We start from the raw sequence: 17,410 nt of genomic DNA on the forward strand, positions 1-17,410 counted from the left end.
ATGGACGTCAAAGTGAAGATGCCTTCGACGGTGGTCTCGATCGAGGTTGCTGTTGGCGACAAGGTCACCAAGGGTCAGAACCTCGCCGTCGTCGAGGCGATGAAGATGAAGAACAACACGCCTGCTCCGCAGGACGGCGAAGTGAAGTCCATCGCGGCTGCCGCGGGCGATCGCCTGAAGCCCGGCGCCGTTCTGATGACGATTGAGTGATTAAGTGAATCCGGGGCGACGGTCTCGTCGCCCCGATACCCCGAACTCCTAGTCTCCTGGAGTAAGTGATATGGTGATTTATGGACTAGCCCTGATGGGCGGTTGCATGATCGTAGGTACCGGCCTCGGCTACCTCATCGGTCATCTGGTCGGAATCGATGCCAACGTCGGCGGCGTCGGTATCGCGATGCTGCTGCTCGTCATCATCGCCCGGCACCTGATGGACCGCGACCAGCTCTCCAAGCTGGCTCAGAGCGGTATCCAGTTCTGGAGCGCAATGTACATTCCGATCGTGGTGGCCATGTGCGCCCGTCAGAACGTCGTTGCCGCCTACAATGCTGGCGCACTTGCCTTCATTGCAGGTCTCGGTGCCGTTTTCGCAGGCTTCCTGCTGATCCGTCCGATCTCGGCTCTCGGCGAGAAGAGTGACCCGCTTCCCCCGCTGGGTGAAGAAGAAGCCGCTCTTGCCGCGGCCCCTGCCTCGAAGGGAGGTAAGTGATCATGGACATTCTGGTTCACGCAGTTACCAAGTACCCCTTGGTCACAGCTTTCGTGGTCGTTGGCGTCTTCATGTACGTCGCATCGATCGTGGCGAAGCTCTTCAACGGCCGCGTTCACTCTTCGGCGATCGCGATCGTGTTCGGCCTTATCCTGGCGTTCATCGGTGGCAAGTACACCGGCGGCAAGCACGGCATTGCCGATGTCTCGCTCTTCTCGGGCATCGGCCTGATGGGCGGCAGCGTCTTCCGTGACTTCGCGATCGTCGCGACCGCCTTTGGTGTGAAGCTGGAAGAGCTGAAGAAGGCTGGCATCCCGGGCGTCGTCGCCCTGTGCGTCTCGATGATCCTCTCGGTGGTCATCGGTGCGGCCACGGCCTATGCCTTCGGCTACACCAGCCCCGTCGACATGGCGACCATTGGCGGTGGCGCTGCCACCTTCATCGTCGGCCCCGTCACCGGCACCGCGCTTGGTGCTTCGTCTGACGTCATCGCGCTTTCGGTTGCGGCCGGCGTGGTGAAGTCGATTTCCGTGATGATCCTGACGCCGTTCCTGGCGAAGATCGCTGGCCTCGACAACCCGGCTTCCGCCGCGGTCTACGGCGGGCTGATGGGCACCACAAGTGGCACGGCCGCCGGACTCGGCGCTACCGATCCGCGACTGGTCCCTTATGGTGCCCTGACAGCGACCTTCTACACCGGCTTCGGCTGCCTGGTCGTCCCGTCGATCGGTTACATGGCGCTCGTTGCTCTGTTTGGATAATCCTTTGGCGAGGGCCAATCAGAGAACGGACCTTGGAACCACTATAAGTTTGAGGCGCACGAGCTAGCGTTTCAAGAGATGGTGTTAAAAAAGAGGCAAGTTCTACCCCAGCGGGGTGACAGCAACTCATAATTGCAAGGACTTGTCTTGCAGTCGCCGGTCGGTTCTCCCGAGAGAAGTGGCCGGCGACTTCAAATCCTCTGAGGTCGAATAATGACGACGATAGAAGTCCGGGATGTCCATCAGCGATTTGACGATTTCGAAGCGCTGAAGGGAATTGATCTCACTCTACGTGAGAAACGGATCGGAATCGTCGGCTCGAACGGTTCGGGAAAGAGCACGTTCGCCCGGCTGCTGAATGGACTTGTCCTCCCCACGCGCGGACAGGTTCTCGTCGACGGGGCGGATACCGCCAAGAACGGCAAGGCCGTTCGCCGCAAGGTCGGTTTCGTTTTCCAGAACCCGGACAATCAGATCGTATTTCCCATCGTTGAAGAGGACGTGGCCTTCGGGCTGAAGGGATTGAAGCTGCCGAAGGCGCAACGCGCGGCGCTCGTGGAAGAGGTGCTGGACCGCTATGGTCTCGGACGCTTCCGCTCTCATCCCTCGCACACACTCTCCGGTGGACAGAAACAGCTCCTGGCGCTCGCCGGCGTACTGGTGACCCGGCCGGATTGCGTAGTCTTCGACGAGCCGACCACGCTTCTTGATCTGCGCAATGCGCGCATGGTCGCCAGGGTCATCGCCGAGCTTGAGCAGACGGTGATCATCGTGACGCACGACCTGAAACTTCTGGAGAATTTCGATCGAGTGATCGTGTTCGACCAGGGCAGGGTGATTGCCGATGACACGCCCGGCCCCGCGCTGGCGCACTATGTGGAGCGCATGTCATGAGCGGGGAATACCAGCGCACAAGCGTCATTCACCGGCTTGATGCCGGCTTCAAGCTTCTTGTTTTGGCGATCGCCGGCACCGGGCTGATGGCGGTCAACGACTGGCGTGTTCTTGCCTTCGCGCTGATCTGCGCGCTTGGGCTGTATCGGCTTGGCGGGTTCACGATGCGGCGCGCCTATGAGCAGGTGCGGCCCATGCGCTGGATCCTGGTTCTGTTGTTCGTCGTGCAGGGCGCATGGCAGTCCTGGGACCTCGCCGCCGTCGTCGTGCTGCGGATCTCCGCGCTGGTGCTTTTGGCGATGCTCGTCACGCTGACCACGAGGTCCGACGCGCTGATCGCGGCGATCGAGAAGATGCTTCAGCCCTTCCGTCGTTTCGGGGTCAATCCCGCGAAGGTCGGTCTGGCCTTTTCGCTGGCACTGCGTTTCATCCCCGTCATCGGGGCTCAGGCCCAGGAAATCCGCGATGCCCAGCGTGCGCGCGGACTGGAGGCCAATCCCATCGCGGTTGCGCTGCCGCTTGTTTTGCGCACATTGCGCATGGCCGGCGATGTCGCGGATGCGATCGAGGCGCGCTCGCCCTATGACGACGACGACGAATTGCCGCCGCGCTTTGCCGAAAAGGCGGCCTCAACTCCGGCGAGGACATCATGCACGCAAACCGAACGTCAACTCGAGACATCGTCTATATCGCGCTCTTTGCCGCTTTGACGGCAGCGCTCTCGCTCTTTCCGCCGATCACGATTCCCGCCATCGGTGTTCCGGTGACGGCGCAATCGCTGGGGCCGATGCTGGCCGGCGCCATTCTGGGCGCGCGACGTGGGGCGCTGGCGCTGCTGTTGTTCGTGGCGCTTGTCGCCGTCGGTCTGCCGCTTCTGTCGGGCGGTCGGGGCGGGCTCGGCGTGTTCTTCGGTCCTTCGGGCGGCTACATCGTCGGTTGGGTGGCTGCGGCCTTCGTGATCGGTCTGCTGCACGAGTGGGGCTGGCGCTCGCTGAATGTCGTGGGTTCGTTCATCTACTGCGCCATCGGCGGCATCATCGTGCTCTACGCGATGGGAATTTCCTGGACAGCCTACTACGTGAACATGCCGATCATGGAAACGGCGATAGCATCGTCGGTTTTCGTCATCGGTGACGTGATCAAGGCGGGCCTTGCCGCCGTGGTGGCGGTTGCGGTCAAGCGCGCCTATCCGATCATCCAGAAGCCCTCGATCGCCTGATCTCGGCGGTCATCAGGGCTCTGTTTCGACAATCGGCGGCCGGCCAGTCTCACTGATAGAGAAGGCCGGCTGCGACGAAGCCCGCCAGTCCGATGATGGTCGGCAGGATCGTGCCGCCTTTCCATACCGATAGGACAAAGGCGACGATCACGCAGACGATCGCGACAACGGCTCCGGTGGCGGGTTCGGATTTCAGCAGGTTGTGTCCGGCGCGCAGCGCCGAGGTGGCGACGATGCCACCGAGAATGCCGTAACCGGCCCGGTCGAAGAATTCCCGGATCTGCTCTCCGCCAATCTTCTCTCGCGCAACCAGGGGAATGATCCGGAGCAGCAGCGTGCCGAAGCCGGCGCCGGCGGCGACCGCCCACAGCTGCCATTGGGCGAAGGCAACCTCATGCATCGGATTTCTTCCTCTGATCGATCAGCATGCTGATCGCGGCGACGATCAGCGGCAGCACGAGAAGGGCGAACGACCCCATCGTGGGGACGGCAAGCGGAACGAGAACGGCGCCGAAAAGTGCGTTCACCATCAGCGCGCGCATCTTCTTCTGACGGGCGATGAGCGTGGCAAAATAGATGGGAATCATTGCGCCGAGCGTTGCGCCGACAATGACGGGGACGGAGGCGGCCAGCTGGTGTCCTGCGACGGCACCGATGATGGCCGAGCTGGAGCACAGCAATCCGACAATGCCGCAATAAAGGACAGGGCGGGGTGGGCGCTTGTCCATCAGGCGCGGCAGAATCACGGCGAAGGAACTGGCGGAGATCAGGCCCACGCCGCCAAGGCCTCGCAGAAAGTTCGTTTCCGGCAGGCGGCCGAGGACGGAAGCGACCATGACGATAAAGCGCAGATTGATGATGACGACGGCGACGACGGCGGCGACCCAGGCGCCGGCGACGGCACCGTCGCTGGTCAGGATCTGCATGGCTGCGGCCTGAGCGGGGGCTGCGACGGTAAGGCTCGTCATCACGGCGGTCTGCAACGCAGACAGGCCGGCCTCTGCGCTGATCTGGCCGACGCCCATGAACATCACCAGAAAGGTGAGGACGACGACCAGCGCATCGCCGAAGGCGATACGGAACACGGTTGCCAGGGAGGCTTGCGTGTCCTCGGGGGGAGAAGGATTTGTGGGTGTGATCATGCCGATGGGGAGGATTTGAGTTCAGTCTCGAATTTCAGAATTAATCTCTATTTTGAGTTTAATCAAGTGTCAATCCATATTGGTTCGGTGCATTATAAGTATTGGTTCGATGGTTATTCATATTTACTATTTGTCTGGATGGGTGGTTTTCGAAAATTTGAGACGCGTTTCGCTTAAACTTGCGATGAGGGTGCCGTACGGGGGAGCAAGTTTTCTCCACGCGGGGGAGGAAAATGTCCAGAATGGACGTTGAACCAAGTCTTGTCGTCATTGGAGAGGCGTGCCGAGATACATGGCGTCAGTGAAAATTCCTGCCCCCGGGCAAGGCTCGTCGTGCGGTCTCGGTAAATGTCACCCGCTCCAGATCCTGGCGGGTTTCCGGTGCGCTCCGGAGCAAACGGGCAAGGCGGGACGTGGCGCGAGGTTCCAGCTTCTTCTCCGTGACGGGTCTTCGGACCTCGTCGGCATTGGCCAAGGGCATGATGTCGTTTGCGTCGGTTGAAAGCGCGGCGAGCCAGGGGGTCAGATCCTCAAGATGGGCGGCCACCACATGAATGACGCCCATTTCGTTCTGAAGCTTGCCACGCACCCCGATGCAACGGCTGCCGAGCACCACCGTTCGGTATTTCTCGAAAACCTTTGGCCAGACGATGATGTTGGCGACGCCGCTTTCGTCCTCGATGGTGGAGAAGATCACCCCCTTCGCCGAGCCGGGTCTTTGACGCACCAGCACCAATCCGCCGACCTGTACGTTCCGCCCTGACCCCATTTGCTGCAGGTCGACGTTGCGCCGATAGCGGGCGGCGGCGAGACGGTTGCGGATGAACGAAACGGGGTGGGCCTTCAGGGACAGCGACATCGAGCGATAATCGATGATCACATGCTCACCTAGCGGCATCGGCGGCAGGTTCACGTCCGGTTCCTTGTGAAGCCCTGTCGCATCCGGGCTCGCAAAAAGCGGCAGTCGGTCAAGGCCGCTCATGGGATCGAGCGCCTTTGCGGCCCACAGTGCGGCACGCCGGTCCAGGCCGATAGAGCGGAAGCAATCCGCTTCCGCCAGCCGTTCCACCGTGCTTCTGGAAAGGTTCGCCCGCAGCCAGAGATCCCGCACGCTGTCGTATCCCTGCTTTCGATGTTGCAAGAGGGTCTCGGCATCTGCTTCGCGGATCCCTTTCACGCGGTTCAGGCCGAGGCGAACGGCATGGGTATTCTTCATGGTGCCAGTCATTCCACGATGCTGCGGTGCGATGTCTCCCGGTTGCGCATCCGGCTCCAGCGTCGTTTCCCAGCATGAATAATTGATGTCTACCGGCCGAACCTCGACCCCGTGTTCGCGGGCATCGCGCACGATCTGGGCCGGCGCATAGAAGCCCATCGGCTGGGAATTGAGCAGGGCGGCACAGAAGACATCCGGATAATGGCACTTCACCCAGCATGAGACGTAGACCAGCAGGGCGAAACTGGCCGCGTGGCTTTCGGGAAAGCCGTATTCGCCGAAGCCTTCGATCTGCTGGAAGCAATGTTCGGCGAATTCCCGCTCGTAGCCGTTGGCGACCATGCCTTCGACCATCTTGTCGCGGAACGTGCCGATGGTTCCGACCCGCCGGAAAGTTGCCATGGCGCGGCGCAGCCGGTCGGCCTCGCCCGGTTCGAAATGCGCCGCCACAATGGCAATGTTCATTGCCTGCTCCTGGAACAGCGGCACGCCCAATGTCTTGCCCAGCACCTGGCGCAGCTCCTCCTTGGGATAGGTGACCGGTTCCAGTCCCTGTCGGCGGCGCAGGTAGGGGTGGACCATGTTGCCCTGGATGGGGCCGGGCCGCACGATGGCGACCTCAATGACGAGATCATAATAATTGCGCGGCCGCAGGCGTGGCAGCATGGTCATCTGCGCCCGGCTCTCGATCTGGAACACGCCGATCGTGTCCGCCCGGCAGATCATGTCGTAGGTGGGCTCGTCGCCTTCCGGCAGCGAGGCGAGTGTTTCGGCGCGCCCGTAATGGGTCTCCAGCAAACCAAGGGCCCGGCGCAGGCAGGTCAGCATGCCGAGAGCCAGCACGTCGATCTTCAGCATGTTGAGGGCGTTGAGATCGTCCTTGTCCCATTCCACGACGGTGCGATCCTCCATCGCCGCATTCTCGATGGGGATGAGCGAGGAGAGGCGGTCCCGGGTGATGAGAAATCCGCCCACGTGCTGCGAGAGATGGCGCGGGAAGCCGACGAGTTGATGCGCCAGATCAAGCATTTGTCGCAAGTATTTGTCTTTTGGGTTGAAGCCGGCGCGCTGGATGTCGGCAAGTCCGATTTCGCGCGAGGAACTGCCCCAGCGCGTGCCTGAGAGCGCGGTGATGGCGTCCTCCGAAAGACCGAATACCTTGCCGACATCGCGGATGGCGGAGCGGGCACGATAGGAGATGACGGTCGCCGCCAGTCCGGCGCGCTCGCGCCCGTACTTGCTGTAAATGTACTGGATCACCTCCTCGCGCCGCTCATGCTCAAAATCGACATCGATATCGGGCGGCTCCTGGCGCTCTTCGGAGATGAAGCGCTCGAACAGCAGGTCGACCTTTTCCGGGTTCACCTCGGTGATGCCGAGGCAATAGCAAACGGCGGAGTTGGCGGCCGAACCGCGTCCCTGGCAGAGAATGCCTTTCGAGCGTGCAAAGCGGACAATGTCGTAGACGGTCAGGAAATAGGGGGCATAGGCGAGCCTGGCTATGAGCTTTGTCTCATGCTCAATGGCGGCCAGCACCTTCTGCGGGGCACCTTCCGGGTAACGCTGTTCAAGACCTATGGCGACCAGTCGCTCCAGAGCTTCCTGGGAGGGCAGGGGCTTGCCGCCGAGTTCCTCGAAAACGGGGTCTTCGGGATATTGGTGACGCAGTTCATCGAGCGAGAAGCGGATGCGGCCGAAGAGTGATCCCGTTCGCAGGACCGCCTTTTCATATCCGGCAAACAGGCGGAACATTTCCGCCGGCGGGTGCAGGTGGCGTTCGGCGTTGGGCAGAAGCCGCCGGCCGATGTCAGTGAGCCTGGCGTGTTCGCGGATACAGGTCATGACATCCTGCAAGGGGCGCCTGTCCGGATGGTGGTAGAGTACGTCGCCAACGGCAACGAGCGGTATATCCGTCTCCTCAGAAATCTCTGAAATCCGGGCCATCCGGCGCCGGTCGCTTGAGCCGTGCTGACGCATCAGGGCAAGGTGCAGATGATCGGGAAAGGCGCCTCTCAACGTGATGAGGCAGTAAGTCAGCGTCTTATCGAGCCGCGGGCCCGGCATGACGGCCATCAGAAGACCTTCCCCCAGCGCCTGAAGATCATCCAGCATCAGGTGGCATTCACCCTTAGGCGCGCGCCGTTTGCCTAGTGTCAGCAATTCGCACAGATGCCCATAGGCGCGGCGGTCTTCCGGCCACACGAGAATATCCGGCGTGCCGTCGGAAAAGACCAGCCGGCACCCCGGGGCATAGGCGATGTTCGCCTCCTTGGCCGCCATATGCGCGCGCACCACGCCGGCCAACGAATTGCGGTCGGTCAGGGCGATGCCGGCAAGGCCGAGGCGTGCGGCCTCGTTGACCAGTTCCTCCGGATGCGAGGCGCCGCGCAGGAAGGAGAAATTGCTGCTGACCGCAAGCTCGCAATAGCCGGGCTCCGGGTGCAACGGTTGTGTCCGTGGGGGCGTGGCCGGGCTCATGGAAAGAGCCCGTGCATGTACCAGCGCGGGGCGTCTGTCTCGCGCTCGTAAAGACCATGGCGAAACAGCCAGAAGCGGTGCCCGGCCATGTCTTCGACCTGGAAATAGTCACGGCTGTAGGCGCCACGCCCATCCCGCCACCATTCGCAGGCGATACGTTCGGGACCTTCCGAGTGGCGCGTTTCATAAAGGGCCTTGCGCCAGCGGAAACGGATGGGCGGGCCGTCCGGCACGGGCGCGATGGCTTCCACCGGTTCGGGCTGCCGGAGCAGCAGCAGAGGGCGTGTCAGTCCATGTGCCGTCTCTTCGCTCATCAACACGCTTGCCGGCATTGTGCCGCGCAGGGAGCTGCCTGTGCGACTGGAAGCCTGGAGCACGGGAAGCAGATCGAAACTGCGTTCGGGGATGTGCGTGTCGGCGAAGCCGAACTGCCGGATGCGGTCTGTGCCGAGCCGGGCGCCGAGCCGGTCGATCAGAACGCGCTGCTCGTCCTCGTGGTTGCGCGGTGCGTCGAAACTCGCCTGAGCCTCGTCGAAAGCCTCCGCGTGCAGGATGTCGAGACGCAGGACATCGAACCCGAACCCGGCGTCCAGATCGTCATGGAGCGCGGCGAGGCGTTCGCGGAAGAGGGCGGAAATCCTCTTCGGAGCGCGCACGGGAGCGGAGGCGTTGACGGCGAGCCGGAAGACCTGACCATCGACGCGAAACAGCTTGATCTCGCATCGGCGCACGCCAAGTCCGCGCCGCTGCAGGAGGGGCAGCATGCTGGTGGCCAACCGGTCGATCGTGCCCAGAATGTCGTCCTCATGGACGATCGGTTCCGAAAAACGTTTTTCCGAGGTCAACTCGGCCACCGGCATCAACGGCGAAAGAACCTCGTCGTCGTCTCCCATGGCGCGGTCGAACAGGCGCAGAAGATCCTGGCCGAAACGCCGGGCAAGCGGCGCACGCGGCACGTCGATGAGGCAGCCGACGGTCTTGAAGCCGAGCTGCGCCAGATCACTCACGAGCCCCTCATTGAGACGCAGTGCGGCAAGCGGCAGATCGCGCAGAGCTTCGCGCTGACGGCCCGGCGCAATGATCGCGAAACGTCCGTACCGTGCCATGGCCCAGGCGGCTCCCGGCGTATCGGCAATGGCCGCGCGTGCGGAAAAGCCCTGCGCCTTCAGGCGGTGTTCCAGATCCGCAATCAGGGGCGCCTCTCCGCCGAACAGATGCGTGCAGCCGCTGATATCGAGAAACAGGCCATCCGTGCCGCACAAAGCCACAAGGGGGGTGTAGCGCCCGCACCATTCGCAGATCGATGCCAGCAGGGCCTTCATCTCCTCCGGCCGGTTCTGGGTGCATTCCAGATCGGGAACAAGGGCGCGGGCATCGCTTAGAGTCTGGTCGATCTTGATGCCGTGGGAAGTCGCATGGCTGTCGCATGCCACGATGCGGACCGTATTCTTCACCGTATCGACCACCGCGATGGGCGGCGCCTCAGGACGCGGCTTCAAACGCCACGACTTGCCCCATTTGCGCCGCGCCACCTGGTCGCTCGGCAGATGGGTAAAGGCGAGGGCCAGAATTCTCTGCGCTACGGGTTTCCGAACGGATTTCCGGGGCATGTTCAAAGACCTTGCACTCACTGTTCCATGCGAGCGACCATTCCCCCGTCCGGCCCTCGCGGTTCTTTTCAAGCGTGACGCGCCAGCGTGGCGCGGGTGGTGTCCAGAGTGCTCCCGGCGGCGCGGACGATTCCGCCCGCACGTGCCACCGGGTGACGGCCGCACTGGCCTGCGCCTCGGCGCTTTGGCGCAGCACGCAGGCAAAGCCGCCATTCTCCTGGGCGCGCAGCATCAGTCGCCGCGTCGCGGTCAGGTCGAGCCGGGCCGGATTGCCCCTGATTTGCAGAACGACGGCTGCCAGCCCTCGGCATTTCACGGCTTCGTCCGCGGCCCAGAGGGCGGTTGCAAGGTCATGGGGCAGGACATGAACCAGACGCGCGGGATCAAACCCGATCTGGGCGAGCCCCTGCGGGAACAGCGTACCTGCGTCGAACGAGGTGGCCGGATCCACAACCCACACGACCCGACCGGAAGAAGCGTGCAGCCGTTCGATCAGTCCAATCAGGAAACCCGAGGCTGCGGCTATCTCGCGGGCGTGGTCGCAGCGCACCTCATGCAGGGCGCCACGAACAAGCCCGCCGCCAAGCAGGCGGTCGACCACCTCCGCTCCCAGCGGCGCCCGGCCGGAAACAGGCGCATGCGCCCTCACGATTCCGCTCAGATCGGCAATCCTGCGCTGACTTGACATGACGTTTGTCCGCTTCGCCCGACCATGCTGGGCGCACTCTATGTTCCTGTTTTGTTCTATTAAGCTCAAAGCCGCGCAGTCGAGTCAAGTGGAAGAACTCGGGAGGAAGACGGGAAATCCGGGGATTTCTAGCGGGGGAACGAGCCAGCGTGCAATCGTCCGGCCAAGGCTCGCAGCAATGCGCACGGGACATTCGTGAAAGTGCGTGTGCGGACATGAAAGCGCGTTTGGCCCGAGCCAGGAACGGGAGATTCAAGCCTGGATCACAAGCCAGCAACTATCGGACAAGACCCGTCCGTCAAACGGTCGCCTTCGAAAATTTCAGGAGAGGAAAAAGGAGAAGTGGCTCCCCGGGCCGGAGGCAAAAAACGTCGGTAGGCGATTGTTTGCACTTCACTTTATAATTCTTGCTTCTGGACGATACCAACAAAAATACCAACAGCTTGCGGATCATGCATCTTCCAAGGACGCTTCGAACCTCCGGATCTCATCAATGAGAATCACCGTCTTGGCCCCGATCTTTTTGAAGTGCACCTGACCTTGTTTGCGAAGGTCATAGGCGTGTTTGCGCGAGAACCCAAACATTGCAGAAAACTCGGCAACCGAATAGGCCCGGCGCTCCGGGCCTCTGACGTTCGCGAGCGTCGTCTCTGGGTTTTCGGTCTGTTGGTCACGCATGTCTCGATTCCCGTACAGTCTGCATCAACTCGTCGGCGTCAAAGCCCGACGCCATATCCTTGGCTAAAACTGATTCGGCCCGGTCACCGCCGGTAATAGCCGCCCGAATAGCGCTTCCAGTCTCGCGCCGCCCCGCGCCTGACCATCTCAGCCGCTATATCGTGGCCACCGACGAAGCACTGCGCTACGACACGCCCATAACTCTCAGCTCTGGACCTGCCGTCACAAGGCGTGCCGGAACCAACGACGACGCAACGGATCTGACGCCCGGCGATCATCGTTCGGATCACCTGTGTCGCCTTCTTGCCCTTGCGGGTGTCGCGCTCTGGTGCATCGATCCCGCAGACCCGTATCCGCGTGGCGCCGATGTCGAAGGTGTCGCCGTCAACGATGTGTGTGACCCGTCCCCTGATATCAGCCGCATATGCCGAGCCGGGCAAAGCAAGGCCCATGAGGAGGAGGGCAACAAACGTCGGTCGTCTCATTTCTCTGCCTTTCGCGTGTGGTAAGACGAGGTTTCTACAGGTCGTTTCTCGTCCCTGCATGCACGTTCATCGTCTCACCAGCTCGCCGTTCATCTTCCGCTTCCAGCCGGACGCCCGGCTGCCCGGAATCGCCGGGCCCTTGCGCGCCTTTATGCCGTGGTGCTTGTCCTGCTGGCGGACGGTCTTTGCCGCCAGCGGAATGTCGTGCTTGGCCGTCTTGAAGCGGTGGCAGGCCGGGCAGACGGCGGCGCAATTGGCGAGGCTGTTGTCCTTGCTGTTGGCATCGAGATCGATGTGATCGAACTCGACACCATAGGCGAGGTCACGGCCGCAGCGCTGACCGGCCGGCAGTCCGTACCATGTGCCGACCGCTTCGCACTTGCCCCCGGAGCGCCGCAGCGCCTCGCGCTTGGTCGCCTTGGTGAACTCCCGCCGGCTCATGCCGCCATTCCCGCGTTGCGCTTGAGCGTGGCGGCATCGGTGCCGATGAGCTGTGCGATCTTGTCTAGAACCGCGTCCTTGCTCTCCTGGAACGGTTTCTGGCCCATGGTGCGGGTGCTCTGGCTCTGCGGTGTGAAAGCCTTCACGACGTTCTCTCGGGCGACCACGACCGCGAAATCGTCCATGGGGCGGATGAAAGCGGCGAGCCGAAGGGCTTCGGCCTTCGAGGCGCAGACGATGGACCGCTCGTCGGCATAGCCGCACATTATGAGCGCCCATTTGCGCAGGTGTTCCGGCGTCGGGAACTTGTCGGCCCATTCTTCGGGGAGGTTCTGCCATGCCTCCCGAATGCACGCGAAATAGTGCTTGTGGCTCTTGGCGCTGCGTTCCTCGATCTCCTCCAGCCGGTAGACCTGCCCGATCACGAACACGTCGTCCGCGCGCTTGCGGAATGGGGTGAGGGGGACCATCGCGTCCCCGTCCCAATGGAAAGGTATCGGTGCTGTCATGTTCTGACCTTCCAGTTCAGGCCCAGGTCATGGGCGCGGCGACGAAAGGCACGCTCCCAACCGGTCCAGAATGAGGGAGGCTGCGTGTCGCGAAGGGCTGCAACGATCCGGTAGACGGTCGCCAGCTCGTCGCGGGTCTTCGCGTTGCACAACCATGTGTAGGGGATGCTCACGCGGCTTCAGGGTACTTCGCCTCAAGTGCCCGGATCTGTGCGTCGAGTTCTTCGAGGAAGCCCGACACGTCCTCTTCAATGGCTGCGATCGCATCGTCATCGCGCCCGAACCGTCTGAGGAAGATGCAGAGGTTCGCCGGCAAACGCGGATCGAAGCTGACGAAGTCGCACCACGCCCGCCCGGTGCAGGCCATCTGCCAGAGCATCTGCTTTTGATATTTGCCCGGGATCTTCTCGGTGCGGAGCGTGTCGAGGTGCGTTGCCGTGTTGGGGCACTTGATCTCGATAAGTCCGGTATCGCCCACGAGGCCGTCAGGCGAGGCGCCGGCATTCGCAATTGCGGGATGAAGGATGAAGCCGGTCTCCGCCACGCTGTTGCCGGTCAGGAGCGCATAGGTCGCGCGTGCCTTGGGCTCGGTATCGGTGCCCCACTGCATCGCGGAAGAGGAAAAGCTCTCCGCGACTTCGCCGGTCAGGCGCTCGGTGAGAAGCTGGGCCATGTAGTTTGCCCGGCTGGCGGCATATCCGCTCTTGGTCTTCGCGGTGAGGTCTGCGATCCGGGAGGCGGTGACCTTGCCGCACCGGGCGGCGAACCATTCTTCCGTGCGCTGTTCCATGTCAGCCATTGGCCCGCGCCTTCTTCTTCTCAAGCAACTGAACTGCGTTCCTGAAATCTCTGGGGTTGAGATCCGGGACGGCCTCGATCCCGTAGCAGGTGCAGAACTGCTCGATATCGGCGCCGGTTTCCGCGATCAGGTCGCGCACCTGCTGTGCCTGCGCGTCGGTAATGCGCCGGGGCTGGTCCGGCTCATTGCGGCCGGCGCTCTGCGCGTCATCATCGTAGGCGGCGGCAAGACCGAGAGCGGCTTTCAGCGTGTAGCGCTGGAGGTAGGTGACCGTTGAGCCGATGGCCTGAATGTCGTTCTTGTTGCCGGAGCGGTCATAGCCGGCGGACAGCGTGTTGCGCTCGCTGTAGCCGTCGCGGTGCGAGATGATGCAGGTGACGGATACGTTCCCGTTGGCCTGTTCGGTCTGGTAGCGATAGGAAAGCCCGTGCGCTGAGAGGACAGGGTTCACCTGTTCCGCGATCTGTGCCAGATCCTCGAACTTGTAGCTCGTGCGGGTGTAGGCGTTCTTGTTCTGGTAATCGACGGCCCTGTTCTTGACGATCGGGCCGATCTCGGACTTGGCTGCGGCCATGGCCTCGTCAAACGCCTTGCGCGCCTGATTGGCCTCCCAACGCTCTTGCAGGCCCATGAGCTTTTCCAGCATCGCGACATCGGCCCCGCGCTCCACGGCGTTGGTGAGCAACTGCATGGGGGTTACGGGGGCGGGCGGCTGAGGTGCCGGCGCCACGTCGTGGCTCGTCTCGATGACCTCTATTGCCTGTGCTTGCATCTCTTAAGCTCCTGAGATTTGTCGTTTGAGTTCGGCTTTGGCCGGCCATGAGAGGCTTTGCGCCCGCTTGCGCAGGGCCTCGGCGCCGGTCCGGTAGGTGGCGCCCTTGCGCCGCAGCCAGTCGGCGAGGGGATCACCGTTGCTGGCCGCGGAAAACACCTCGTCGGCCATGGCCTCGTATCGCTCGGCGGCATCGAAGAGAGAGGCCGCGCTTGAGCGGGCCTTAAGCGGCTTCGGCATCGCCCGTGTCCGGCAGCATGCCGAGCGCGTGCATGTAGAGGTCGAGGACGGCTTCGGCTTCCTCGCGCTCGTGCGGCTCCTTGCGACGCAGCCGGATGACCTCGCGCAGGATCTTGGTGTCGAAGCCCATGGCCTTGGCCTCGCTGTAGACGTCCTTGATATCGTCGGTCAGTGCCTTCTTCTCTTCTTCCAGCCGCTCGATCCGTTCCACGAACGCCTTGAGCTGGTCGCCTGCAATTCCTGTCGTCATGTCGGGAGTGTCCTTTGCTGGAGGCTGTCGTCAGCCTGTCGAAACCCTCAGGCCGAGGGCTTTGAAGGGCGGACAGAAGTCCGGGCGTTGGCCGGAACGGTGGCGCGCGGGCGCGCTACCAGAACCAGCGGGTCGTTGCGTAGGTGAGGAAGAGAACGGGGGAAGCTGTCAGGCCGGCCGCGATGATCTTGTCGACCACGGCCCACGCCATCACTCGGCAGCCTCAAGAAGGGGCTCGGCGTGCCTTCGGCGCTTGATGTCAAAGCCCATGTTGTAGGTGAGCTGGATCAGGAGGTCTTCGGCCTCACGCTGGCGGCGGGCGGCGTCTTCGCCACAGCCGGCACGCTCCAGAGCTTCGAAAGCTGAAAGGTGCTGAAATAGGCCCATTGCATCGAGGATCGCGGAGGAAGGGGCGCTGATAGCCATCACGCGGCCTCCTTTCTCGGGGCGCCGAATTCCTCGCGCCAGTCCTCGGCAAATGTCTCTTCGACGGCCTCAGAGACGGCGGCTTCGATGTCTTCCCAGATCTGGCATTCGAGGCGGTGCCAGCGGCCATTACCGTTGCGCGGCTGCTCCAGCTTCATTCCGTCGATGCCGAAGGTCATATCGATCACGACCATGGCTTCGGCTCCATCCTCCCAATCGTGGGAGTCGACACCGACCGTCACCGAAACCGGCACATCCTGAGCGATCAGCGCGCCCTTGTGCGTCCAGTCGATGTTGATGTCGTAGTCCTGGGTGAAGCCGTATGCCATTGCGATGCCCTCTCAATTGCGAGGCGGAAGATCTGGCCGAGCCGTCTTCGTTCCGTCGTTCGATGAGAGGAGATTGTACGCAATATGCGTATGTGTCAAGCAGATTTCCCAAAAATACGCATTTGGCGTTTCTTGGTCGTCCGATCTATGTGGGCCGTATAAAAATGCAGAGGAAATTGAGGCTTCTATTCATAATAGGCGCGCATTGCTAGGTAGCGTCAGTTAAAGAGCAGTTTCCAGGAGGGTTTCAAACATCATTGAAAATTGTAAGAATAGAATATATAATATTTATATCTTGAATGAAATTATTTCTCACGAGTTCCTTTTCTCAATATTATATATCTTTCTTGAGTTTTCTAGAATAATTGCACTCAATTTGTCTTCTTTCTTTTTAAAATGGCGCCATGCTAAAGCAAGTGAAATCGTTGTTGATGCTAAGAAGCCACGGTAAAATGAAAATTTTCCGTAGCTTAGACCGTCTTCGAGCCAAAAGGATGGATTTAAGAAAGTTGAGATGAGAATTGGTGTGCATAGTATTGCCACGATCCCAAAGATCGTAGATTCTGTTTGCCGTCGGCGCTCTTCTTCAAGAAATTTTTCTTTTTGTTTGAGGTATTCAACGTATTCCATTGTATTATTCTCAAGAAAATTAGTCGAATTGCTTGTAAGATCCGAGAATTTTTGCCTTTATGCATACCTCTGAAGACTCTGGATCGGTGTCATTGTAACGAATTGGGTCTTGAAAGCGCGGATCTGTCGACTCGGGAGTGAGTTCAACCACACCATTGTGTTTTGTGATACGCTTGGCGGTGCGTTCAATCGTCATTCCTCCATCACGACTGCGCTCAATCACCGCTAGGTCTCCGATTTTGGGTTTAATATTTGCATCAAGGTAATTGATGCACAATATTAAGTCGCCATTTTGAGCAATCTTATTGAGGCTCTCTCCTTTAATTCGAAGAAGATATTGAGATCCTATCGGAAATCTCCCGTCACCGCTTCTGAGGTTGGATGTCTCTGCGCATTCTATTTCGAAAACATTGGCTTCGAGCCAAACGCCAGCGGCAACCTCTCCCAGAATACGCAATGGCCGGATCTCATTAGTGTGAGCGCTTTCCGGCTCAGCAATAAGCGAGGTGATAACACCGGGGCCGAGAGCGAGTACCTCATATTGCTCAATGGGGGGGTGTCCTTTGCCGACAAGGGCAGGGATGAGCTTTTCAATGAGGTTAAGGGGGATTGGCTTATCATAGCTTGGGCTGAAATACCGCTGGATTGACGAGGCATTCTGATAGCCCATGAGTTGAGCTAGCGCCTTCATTGAAAGCCCTGCGCGCTCTCTCAATGTTGTCAGCTTCTCAGAAGGTATGGCGTTGTTCTTGTCCATTTTGGCCCTGCGCATCCGGCTCACTTAATAGCCAATCCCGCATACGCTTTCCACGTTGACAAAATACGCAAATAGCGTACGTATGGCAGCGAACATCGGAGGCGTTTCATGACCAATAGGCTCGTCTTGTTGAACCAGGCCGCACAACTCGCGGCGCGTTTTGGCTCCCAAAGCAAGCTGGCGGCAGCGCTCGGAAGCGCGCCTACGACAATCAACCGTTGGTGCCGCGCCGGCTACGTCCGCCCCATCTATTTCTCTCAAATCCTCTCCGCTGCCGAGGCTCTTGGCATCCAATTGACCGAGAAAGACTTTGCTCTCGTGCGCGATGCAACCGCTGAAGTAGGTCAGCAAATTACCGGTTCGGGAAGCATTCCCGA

25 protein-coding genes are annotated in these 17,410 nt (G+C 60.9%); 7 read left to right on the top strand and 18 right to left on the bottom strand.

All coding sequences use genetic code 11. The features are described 5' to 3' along the window. From V2L18_RS22750 to V2L18_RS22775, 6 genes are all read left to right on the top strand, one after another. Positions 1–210, top strand: coding sequence for a biotin/lipoyl-containing protein (locus V2L18_RS22750; RefSeq protein WP_336180644.1), 210 nt, complete (start codon positions 1–3; stop codon positions 208–210). A gap of 70 nt (positions 211–280) precedes the next feature. After that, positions 281–709, top strand: a complete 429-nt coding sequence (gene madL / locus V2L18_RS22755; RefSeq protein ID WP_336180645.1) for a malonate transporter subunit MadL — start codon at positions 281–283, stop codon at positions 707–709. 2 nt (positions 710–711) lie between these two features. Beyond that, positions 712–1,470 (top strand): malonate transporter subunit MadM, encoded by a 759-nt coding sequence (gene madM, locus V2L18_RS22760; RefSeq protein ID WP_336180646.1) that lies wholly within the window; start codon positions 712–714, stop codon positions 1,468–1,470. Positions 1,471–1,683: 213 nt separating this feature from the next. After that, positions 1,684–2,364, top strand: coding sequence for an ATP-binding cassette domain-containing protein (locus V2L18_RS22765; RefSeq protein ID WP_336180647.1), 681 nt, complete (start codon positions 1,684–1,686; stop codon positions 2,362–2,364). Further along, positions 2,361–3,074: an energy-coupling factor transporter transmembrane protein EcfT gene (locus V2L18_RS22770; protein ID WP_336180648.1), complete on the top strand. Its 714-nt coding sequence runs from the start codon at positions 2,361–2,363 to the stop codon at positions 3,072–3,074. The genes V2L18_RS22765 and V2L18_RS22770 overlap by 4 nt, the downstream gene beginning before the upstream one ends. Beyond that, positions 3,014–3,583, top strand: coding sequence for a biotin transporter BioY (locus V2L18_RS22775; protein WP_336180649.1), 570 nt, complete (start codon positions 3,014–3,016; stop codon positions 3,581–3,583). The genes V2L18_RS22770 and V2L18_RS22775 overlap by 61 nt, the downstream gene beginning before the upstream one ends. Positions 3,584–3,632: 49 nt before the next feature. Here V2L18_RS22775 and V2L18_RS22780 read toward each other — a convergent pair whose 3' ends face one another. From V2L18_RS22780 to V2L18_RS22865, 18 genes are all read right to left on the bottom strand, one after another. Then, entirely contained in the window at positions 3,633–3,983 is a 351-nt protein-coding gene (locus tag V2L18_RS22780; RefSeq protein WP_336180650.1) for an AzlD domain-containing protein, read from the bottom strand. After that, the gene (locus V2L18_RS22785) at positions 3,976–4,725 is read right to left on the bottom strand and encodes an AzlC family ABC transporter permease (RefSeq protein WP_336180651.1); all 750 of its coding nucleotides are present in this window, start codon (positions 4,723–4,725) and stop codon (positions 3,976–3,978) included. The genes V2L18_RS22780 and V2L18_RS22785 overlap by 8 nt, the downstream gene beginning before the upstream one ends. 298 nt (positions 4,726–5,023) lie before the next feature. Next, entirely contained in the window at positions 5,024–8,419 is a 3,396-nt protein-coding gene (locus tag V2L18_RS22790) for an error-prone DNA polymerase (RefSeq protein ID WP_336180652.1), read from the bottom strand. Then, the gene (locus V2L18_RS22795) at positions 8,416–9,951 is read right to left on the bottom strand and encodes a DNA polymerase Y family protein (protein WP_336180653.1); all 1,536 of its coding nucleotides are present in this window, start codon (positions 9,949–9,951) and stop codon (positions 8,416–8,418) included. Before V2L18_RS22795 ends, V2L18_RS22790 begins: the two co-directional genes overlap by 4 nt. Further along, on the bottom strand, positions 9,902–10,717 hold the full coding sequence (locus tag V2L18_RS22800) for a DNA repair protein (protein ID WP_336180654.1): 816 nt from the start codon (positions 10,715–10,717) through the stop codon (positions 9,902–9,904). Before V2L18_RS22800 ends, V2L18_RS22795 begins: the two co-directional genes overlap by 50 nt. 450 nt (positions 10,718–11,167) lie before the next feature. Next, positions 11,168–11,395 (bottom strand): helix-turn-helix domain-containing protein, encoded by a 228-nt coding sequence (locus tag V2L18_RS22805; protein WP_336180655.1) that lies wholly within the window; start codon positions 11,393–11,395, stop codon positions 11,168–11,170. Between the two features lie 83 nt (positions 11,396–11,478). Beyond that, a complete protein-coding gene (locus tag V2L18_RS22810) occupies positions 11,479–11,880 on the bottom strand; it encodes a thermonuclease family protein (RefSeq protein WP_336180656.1) in 402 nt (133 codons plus the stop codon). Between the two features lie 66 nt (positions 11,881–11,946). Further along, positions 11,947–12,321, bottom strand: a complete 375-nt coding sequence (locus V2L18_RS22815) for an HNH endonuclease (protein ID WP_336180657.1) — start codon at positions 12,319–12,321, stop codon at positions 11,947–11,949. Next, positions 12,318–12,830, bottom strand: a complete 513-nt coding sequence (locus tag V2L18_RS22820) for a hypothetical protein (RefSeq protein WP_336180658.1) — start codon at positions 12,828–12,830, stop codon at positions 12,318–12,320. Before V2L18_RS22820 ends, V2L18_RS22815 begins: the two co-directional genes overlap by 4 nt. Continuing rightward, entirely contained in the window at positions 12,827–13,003 is a 177-nt protein-coding gene (locus V2L18_RS22825) for a hypothetical protein (protein WP_336180615.1), read from the bottom strand. The genes V2L18_RS22820 and V2L18_RS22825 overlap by 4 nt, the downstream gene beginning before the upstream one ends. Further along, entirely contained in the window at positions 13,000–13,629 is a 630-nt protein-coding gene (locus V2L18_RS22830; protein ID WP_336180659.1) for a lambda exonuclease family protein, read from the bottom strand. The genes V2L18_RS22825 and V2L18_RS22830 overlap by 4 nt, the downstream gene beginning before the upstream one ends. Beyond that, positions 13,622–14,401 carry an ERF family protein gene (locus V2L18_RS22835; RefSeq protein ID WP_336180660.1) on the bottom strand — a complete coding sequence of 260 codons (780 nt, stop codon included), beginning with the start codon at positions 14,399–14,401 and terminating at the stop codon, positions 13,622–13,624. The genes V2L18_RS22830 and V2L18_RS22835 overlap by 8 nt, the downstream gene beginning before the upstream one ends. Before the next feature lie 3 nt (positions 14,402–14,404). Continuing rightward, the gene (locus V2L18_RS22840) at positions 14,405–14,641 is read right to left on the bottom strand and encodes a hypothetical protein (protein WP_336180661.1); all 237 of its coding nucleotides are present in this window, start codon (positions 14,639–14,641) and stop codon (positions 14,405–14,407) included. Beyond that, a complete protein-coding gene (locus V2L18_RS22845; protein WP_336180662.1) occupies positions 14,625–14,891 on the bottom strand; it encodes a DUF2312 domain-containing protein in 267 nt (88 codons plus the stop codon). The genes V2L18_RS22840 and V2L18_RS22845 overlap by 17 nt, the downstream gene beginning before the upstream one ends. Before the next feature lie 210 nt (positions 14,892–15,101). Further along, positions 15,102–15,317: a hypothetical protein gene (locus tag V2L18_RS22850; RefSeq protein ID WP_336180663.1), complete on the bottom strand. Its 216-nt coding sequence runs from the start codon at positions 15,315–15,317 to the stop codon at positions 15,102–15,104. After that, positions 15,317–15,646, bottom strand: coding sequence for a hypothetical protein (locus V2L18_RS22855; protein ID WP_336180664.1), 330 nt, complete (start codon positions 15,644–15,646; stop codon positions 15,317–15,319). Before V2L18_RS22855 ends, V2L18_RS22850 begins: the two co-directional genes overlap by 1 nt. Positions 15,647–15,958: 312 nt before the next feature. Continuing rightward, positions 15,959–16,276, bottom strand: a complete 318-nt coding sequence (locus V2L18_RS22860; protein WP_336180665.1) for a hypothetical protein — start codon at positions 16,274–16,276, stop codon at positions 15,959–15,961. Between the two features lie 19 nt (positions 16,277–16,295). Continuing rightward, complete coding sequence (locus V2L18_RS22865) at positions 16,296–17,033, bottom strand: S24 family peptidase (RefSeq protein ID WP_336180666.1); 738 nt, start codon at positions 17,031–17,033, stop codon at positions 16,296–16,298. A gap of 108 nt (positions 17,034–17,141) precedes the next feature. On the opposite strand from V2L18_RS22865, the gene V2L18_RS22870 reads away from it, so the two are divergent. After that, positions 17,142–17,410 (top strand): hypothetical protein (locus tag V2L18_RS22870; RefSeq protein WP_336180667.1); only part of this gene is annotated, 269 nt, incomplete at its 3' end.

The sequence above is a fragment of the Breoghania sp. JC706 genome, assembly GCF_037026715.1.
Classification (GTDB): domain Bacteria; phylum Pseudomonadota; class Alphaproteobacteria; order Rhizobiales; family Stappiaceae; genus Breoghania.

Coding starts and splice junctions, on each gene's coding strand:
- V2L18_RS22800 (WP_336180654.1), bottom strand. CDS start 10,717: ATGTCAAGTCAGCGCAGGATTGCCGATCTGAGCGGAATCGTGAGGGCG.
- madL (WP_336180645.1), top strand. CDS start 281: ATGGTGATTTATGGACTAGCCCTGATGGGCGGTTGCATGATCGTAGGT.
- V2L18_RS22820 (WP_336180658.1), bottom strand. CDS start 12,830: ATGACAGCACCGATACCTTTCCATTGGGACGGGGACGCGATGGTCCCC.
- V2L18_RS22855 (WP_336180664.1), bottom strand. CDS start 15,646: ATGGCATACGGCTTCACCCAGGACTACGACATCAACATCGACTGGACG.
- V2L18_RS22750 (WP_336180644.1), top strand. CDS start 1: ATGGACGTCAAAGTGAAGATGCCTTCGACGGTGGTCTCGATCGAGGTT.
- V2L18_RS22840 (WP_336180661.1), bottom strand. CDS start 14,641: ATGCCGAAGCCGCTTAAGGCCCGCTCAAGCGCGGCCTCTCTCTTCGAT.
- V2L18_RS22810 (WP_336180656.1), bottom strand. CDS start 11,880: ATGAGACGACCGACGTTTGTTGCCCTCCTCCTCATGGGCCTTGCTTTG.
- V2L18_RS22780 (WP_336180650.1), bottom strand. CDS start 3,983: ATGCATGAGGTTGCCTTCGCCCAATGGCAGCTGTGGGCGGTCGCCGCC.
- V2L18_RS22765 (WP_336180647.1), top strand. CDS start 1,684: ATGACGACGATAGAAGTCCGGGATGTCCATCAGCGATTTGACGATTTC.
- V2L18_RS22805 (WP_336180655.1), bottom strand. CDS start 11,395: ATGCGTGACCAACAGACCGAAAACCCAGAGACGACGCTCGCGAACGTC.
- V2L18_RS22815 (WP_336180657.1), bottom strand. CDS start 12,321: ATGAGCCGGCGGGAGTTCACCAAGGCGACCAAGCGCGAGGCGCTGCGG.
- V2L18_RS22835 (WP_336180660.1), bottom strand. CDS start 14,401: ATGCAAGCACAGGCAATAGAGGTCATCGAGACGAGCCACGACGTGGCG.
- V2L18_RS22830 (WP_336180659.1), bottom strand. CDS start 13,629: ATGGCTGACATGGAACAGCGCACGGAAGAATGGTTCGCCGCCCGGTGC.
- V2L18_RS22865 (WP_336180666.1), bottom strand. CDS start 17,033: ATGGACAAGAACAACGCCATACCTTCTGAGAAGCTGACAACATTGAGA.
- madM (WP_336180646.1), top strand. CDS start 712: ATGGACATTCTGGTTCACGCAGTTACCAAGTACCCCTTGGTCACAGCT.
- V2L18_RS22775 (WP_336180649.1), top strand. CDS start 3,014: ATGCACGCAAACCGAACGTCAACTCGAGACATCGTCTATATCGCGCTC.
- V2L18_RS22770 (WP_336180648.1), top strand. CDS start 2,361: ATGAGCGGGGAATACCAGCGCACAAGCGTCATTCACCGGCTTGATGCC.
- V2L18_RS22790 (WP_336180652.1), bottom strand. CDS start 8,419: ATGAGCCCGGCCACGCCCCCACGGACACAACCGTTGCACCCGGAGCCC.
- V2L18_RS22860 (WP_336180665.1), bottom strand. CDS start 16,276: ATGGAATACGTTGAATACCTCAAACAAAAAGAAAAATTTCTTGAAGAA.
- V2L18_RS22845 (WP_336180662.1), bottom strand. CDS start 14,891: ATGACGACAGGAATTGCAGGCGACCAGCTCAAGGCGTTCGTGGAACGG.
- V2L18_RS22785 (WP_336180651.1), bottom strand. CDS start 4,725: ATGATCACACCCACAAATCCTTCTCCCCCCGAGGACACGCAAGCCTCC.
- V2L18_RS22850 (WP_336180663.1), bottom strand. CDS start 15,317: ATGGCTATCAGCGCCCCTTCCTCCGCGATCCTCGATGCAATGGGCCTA.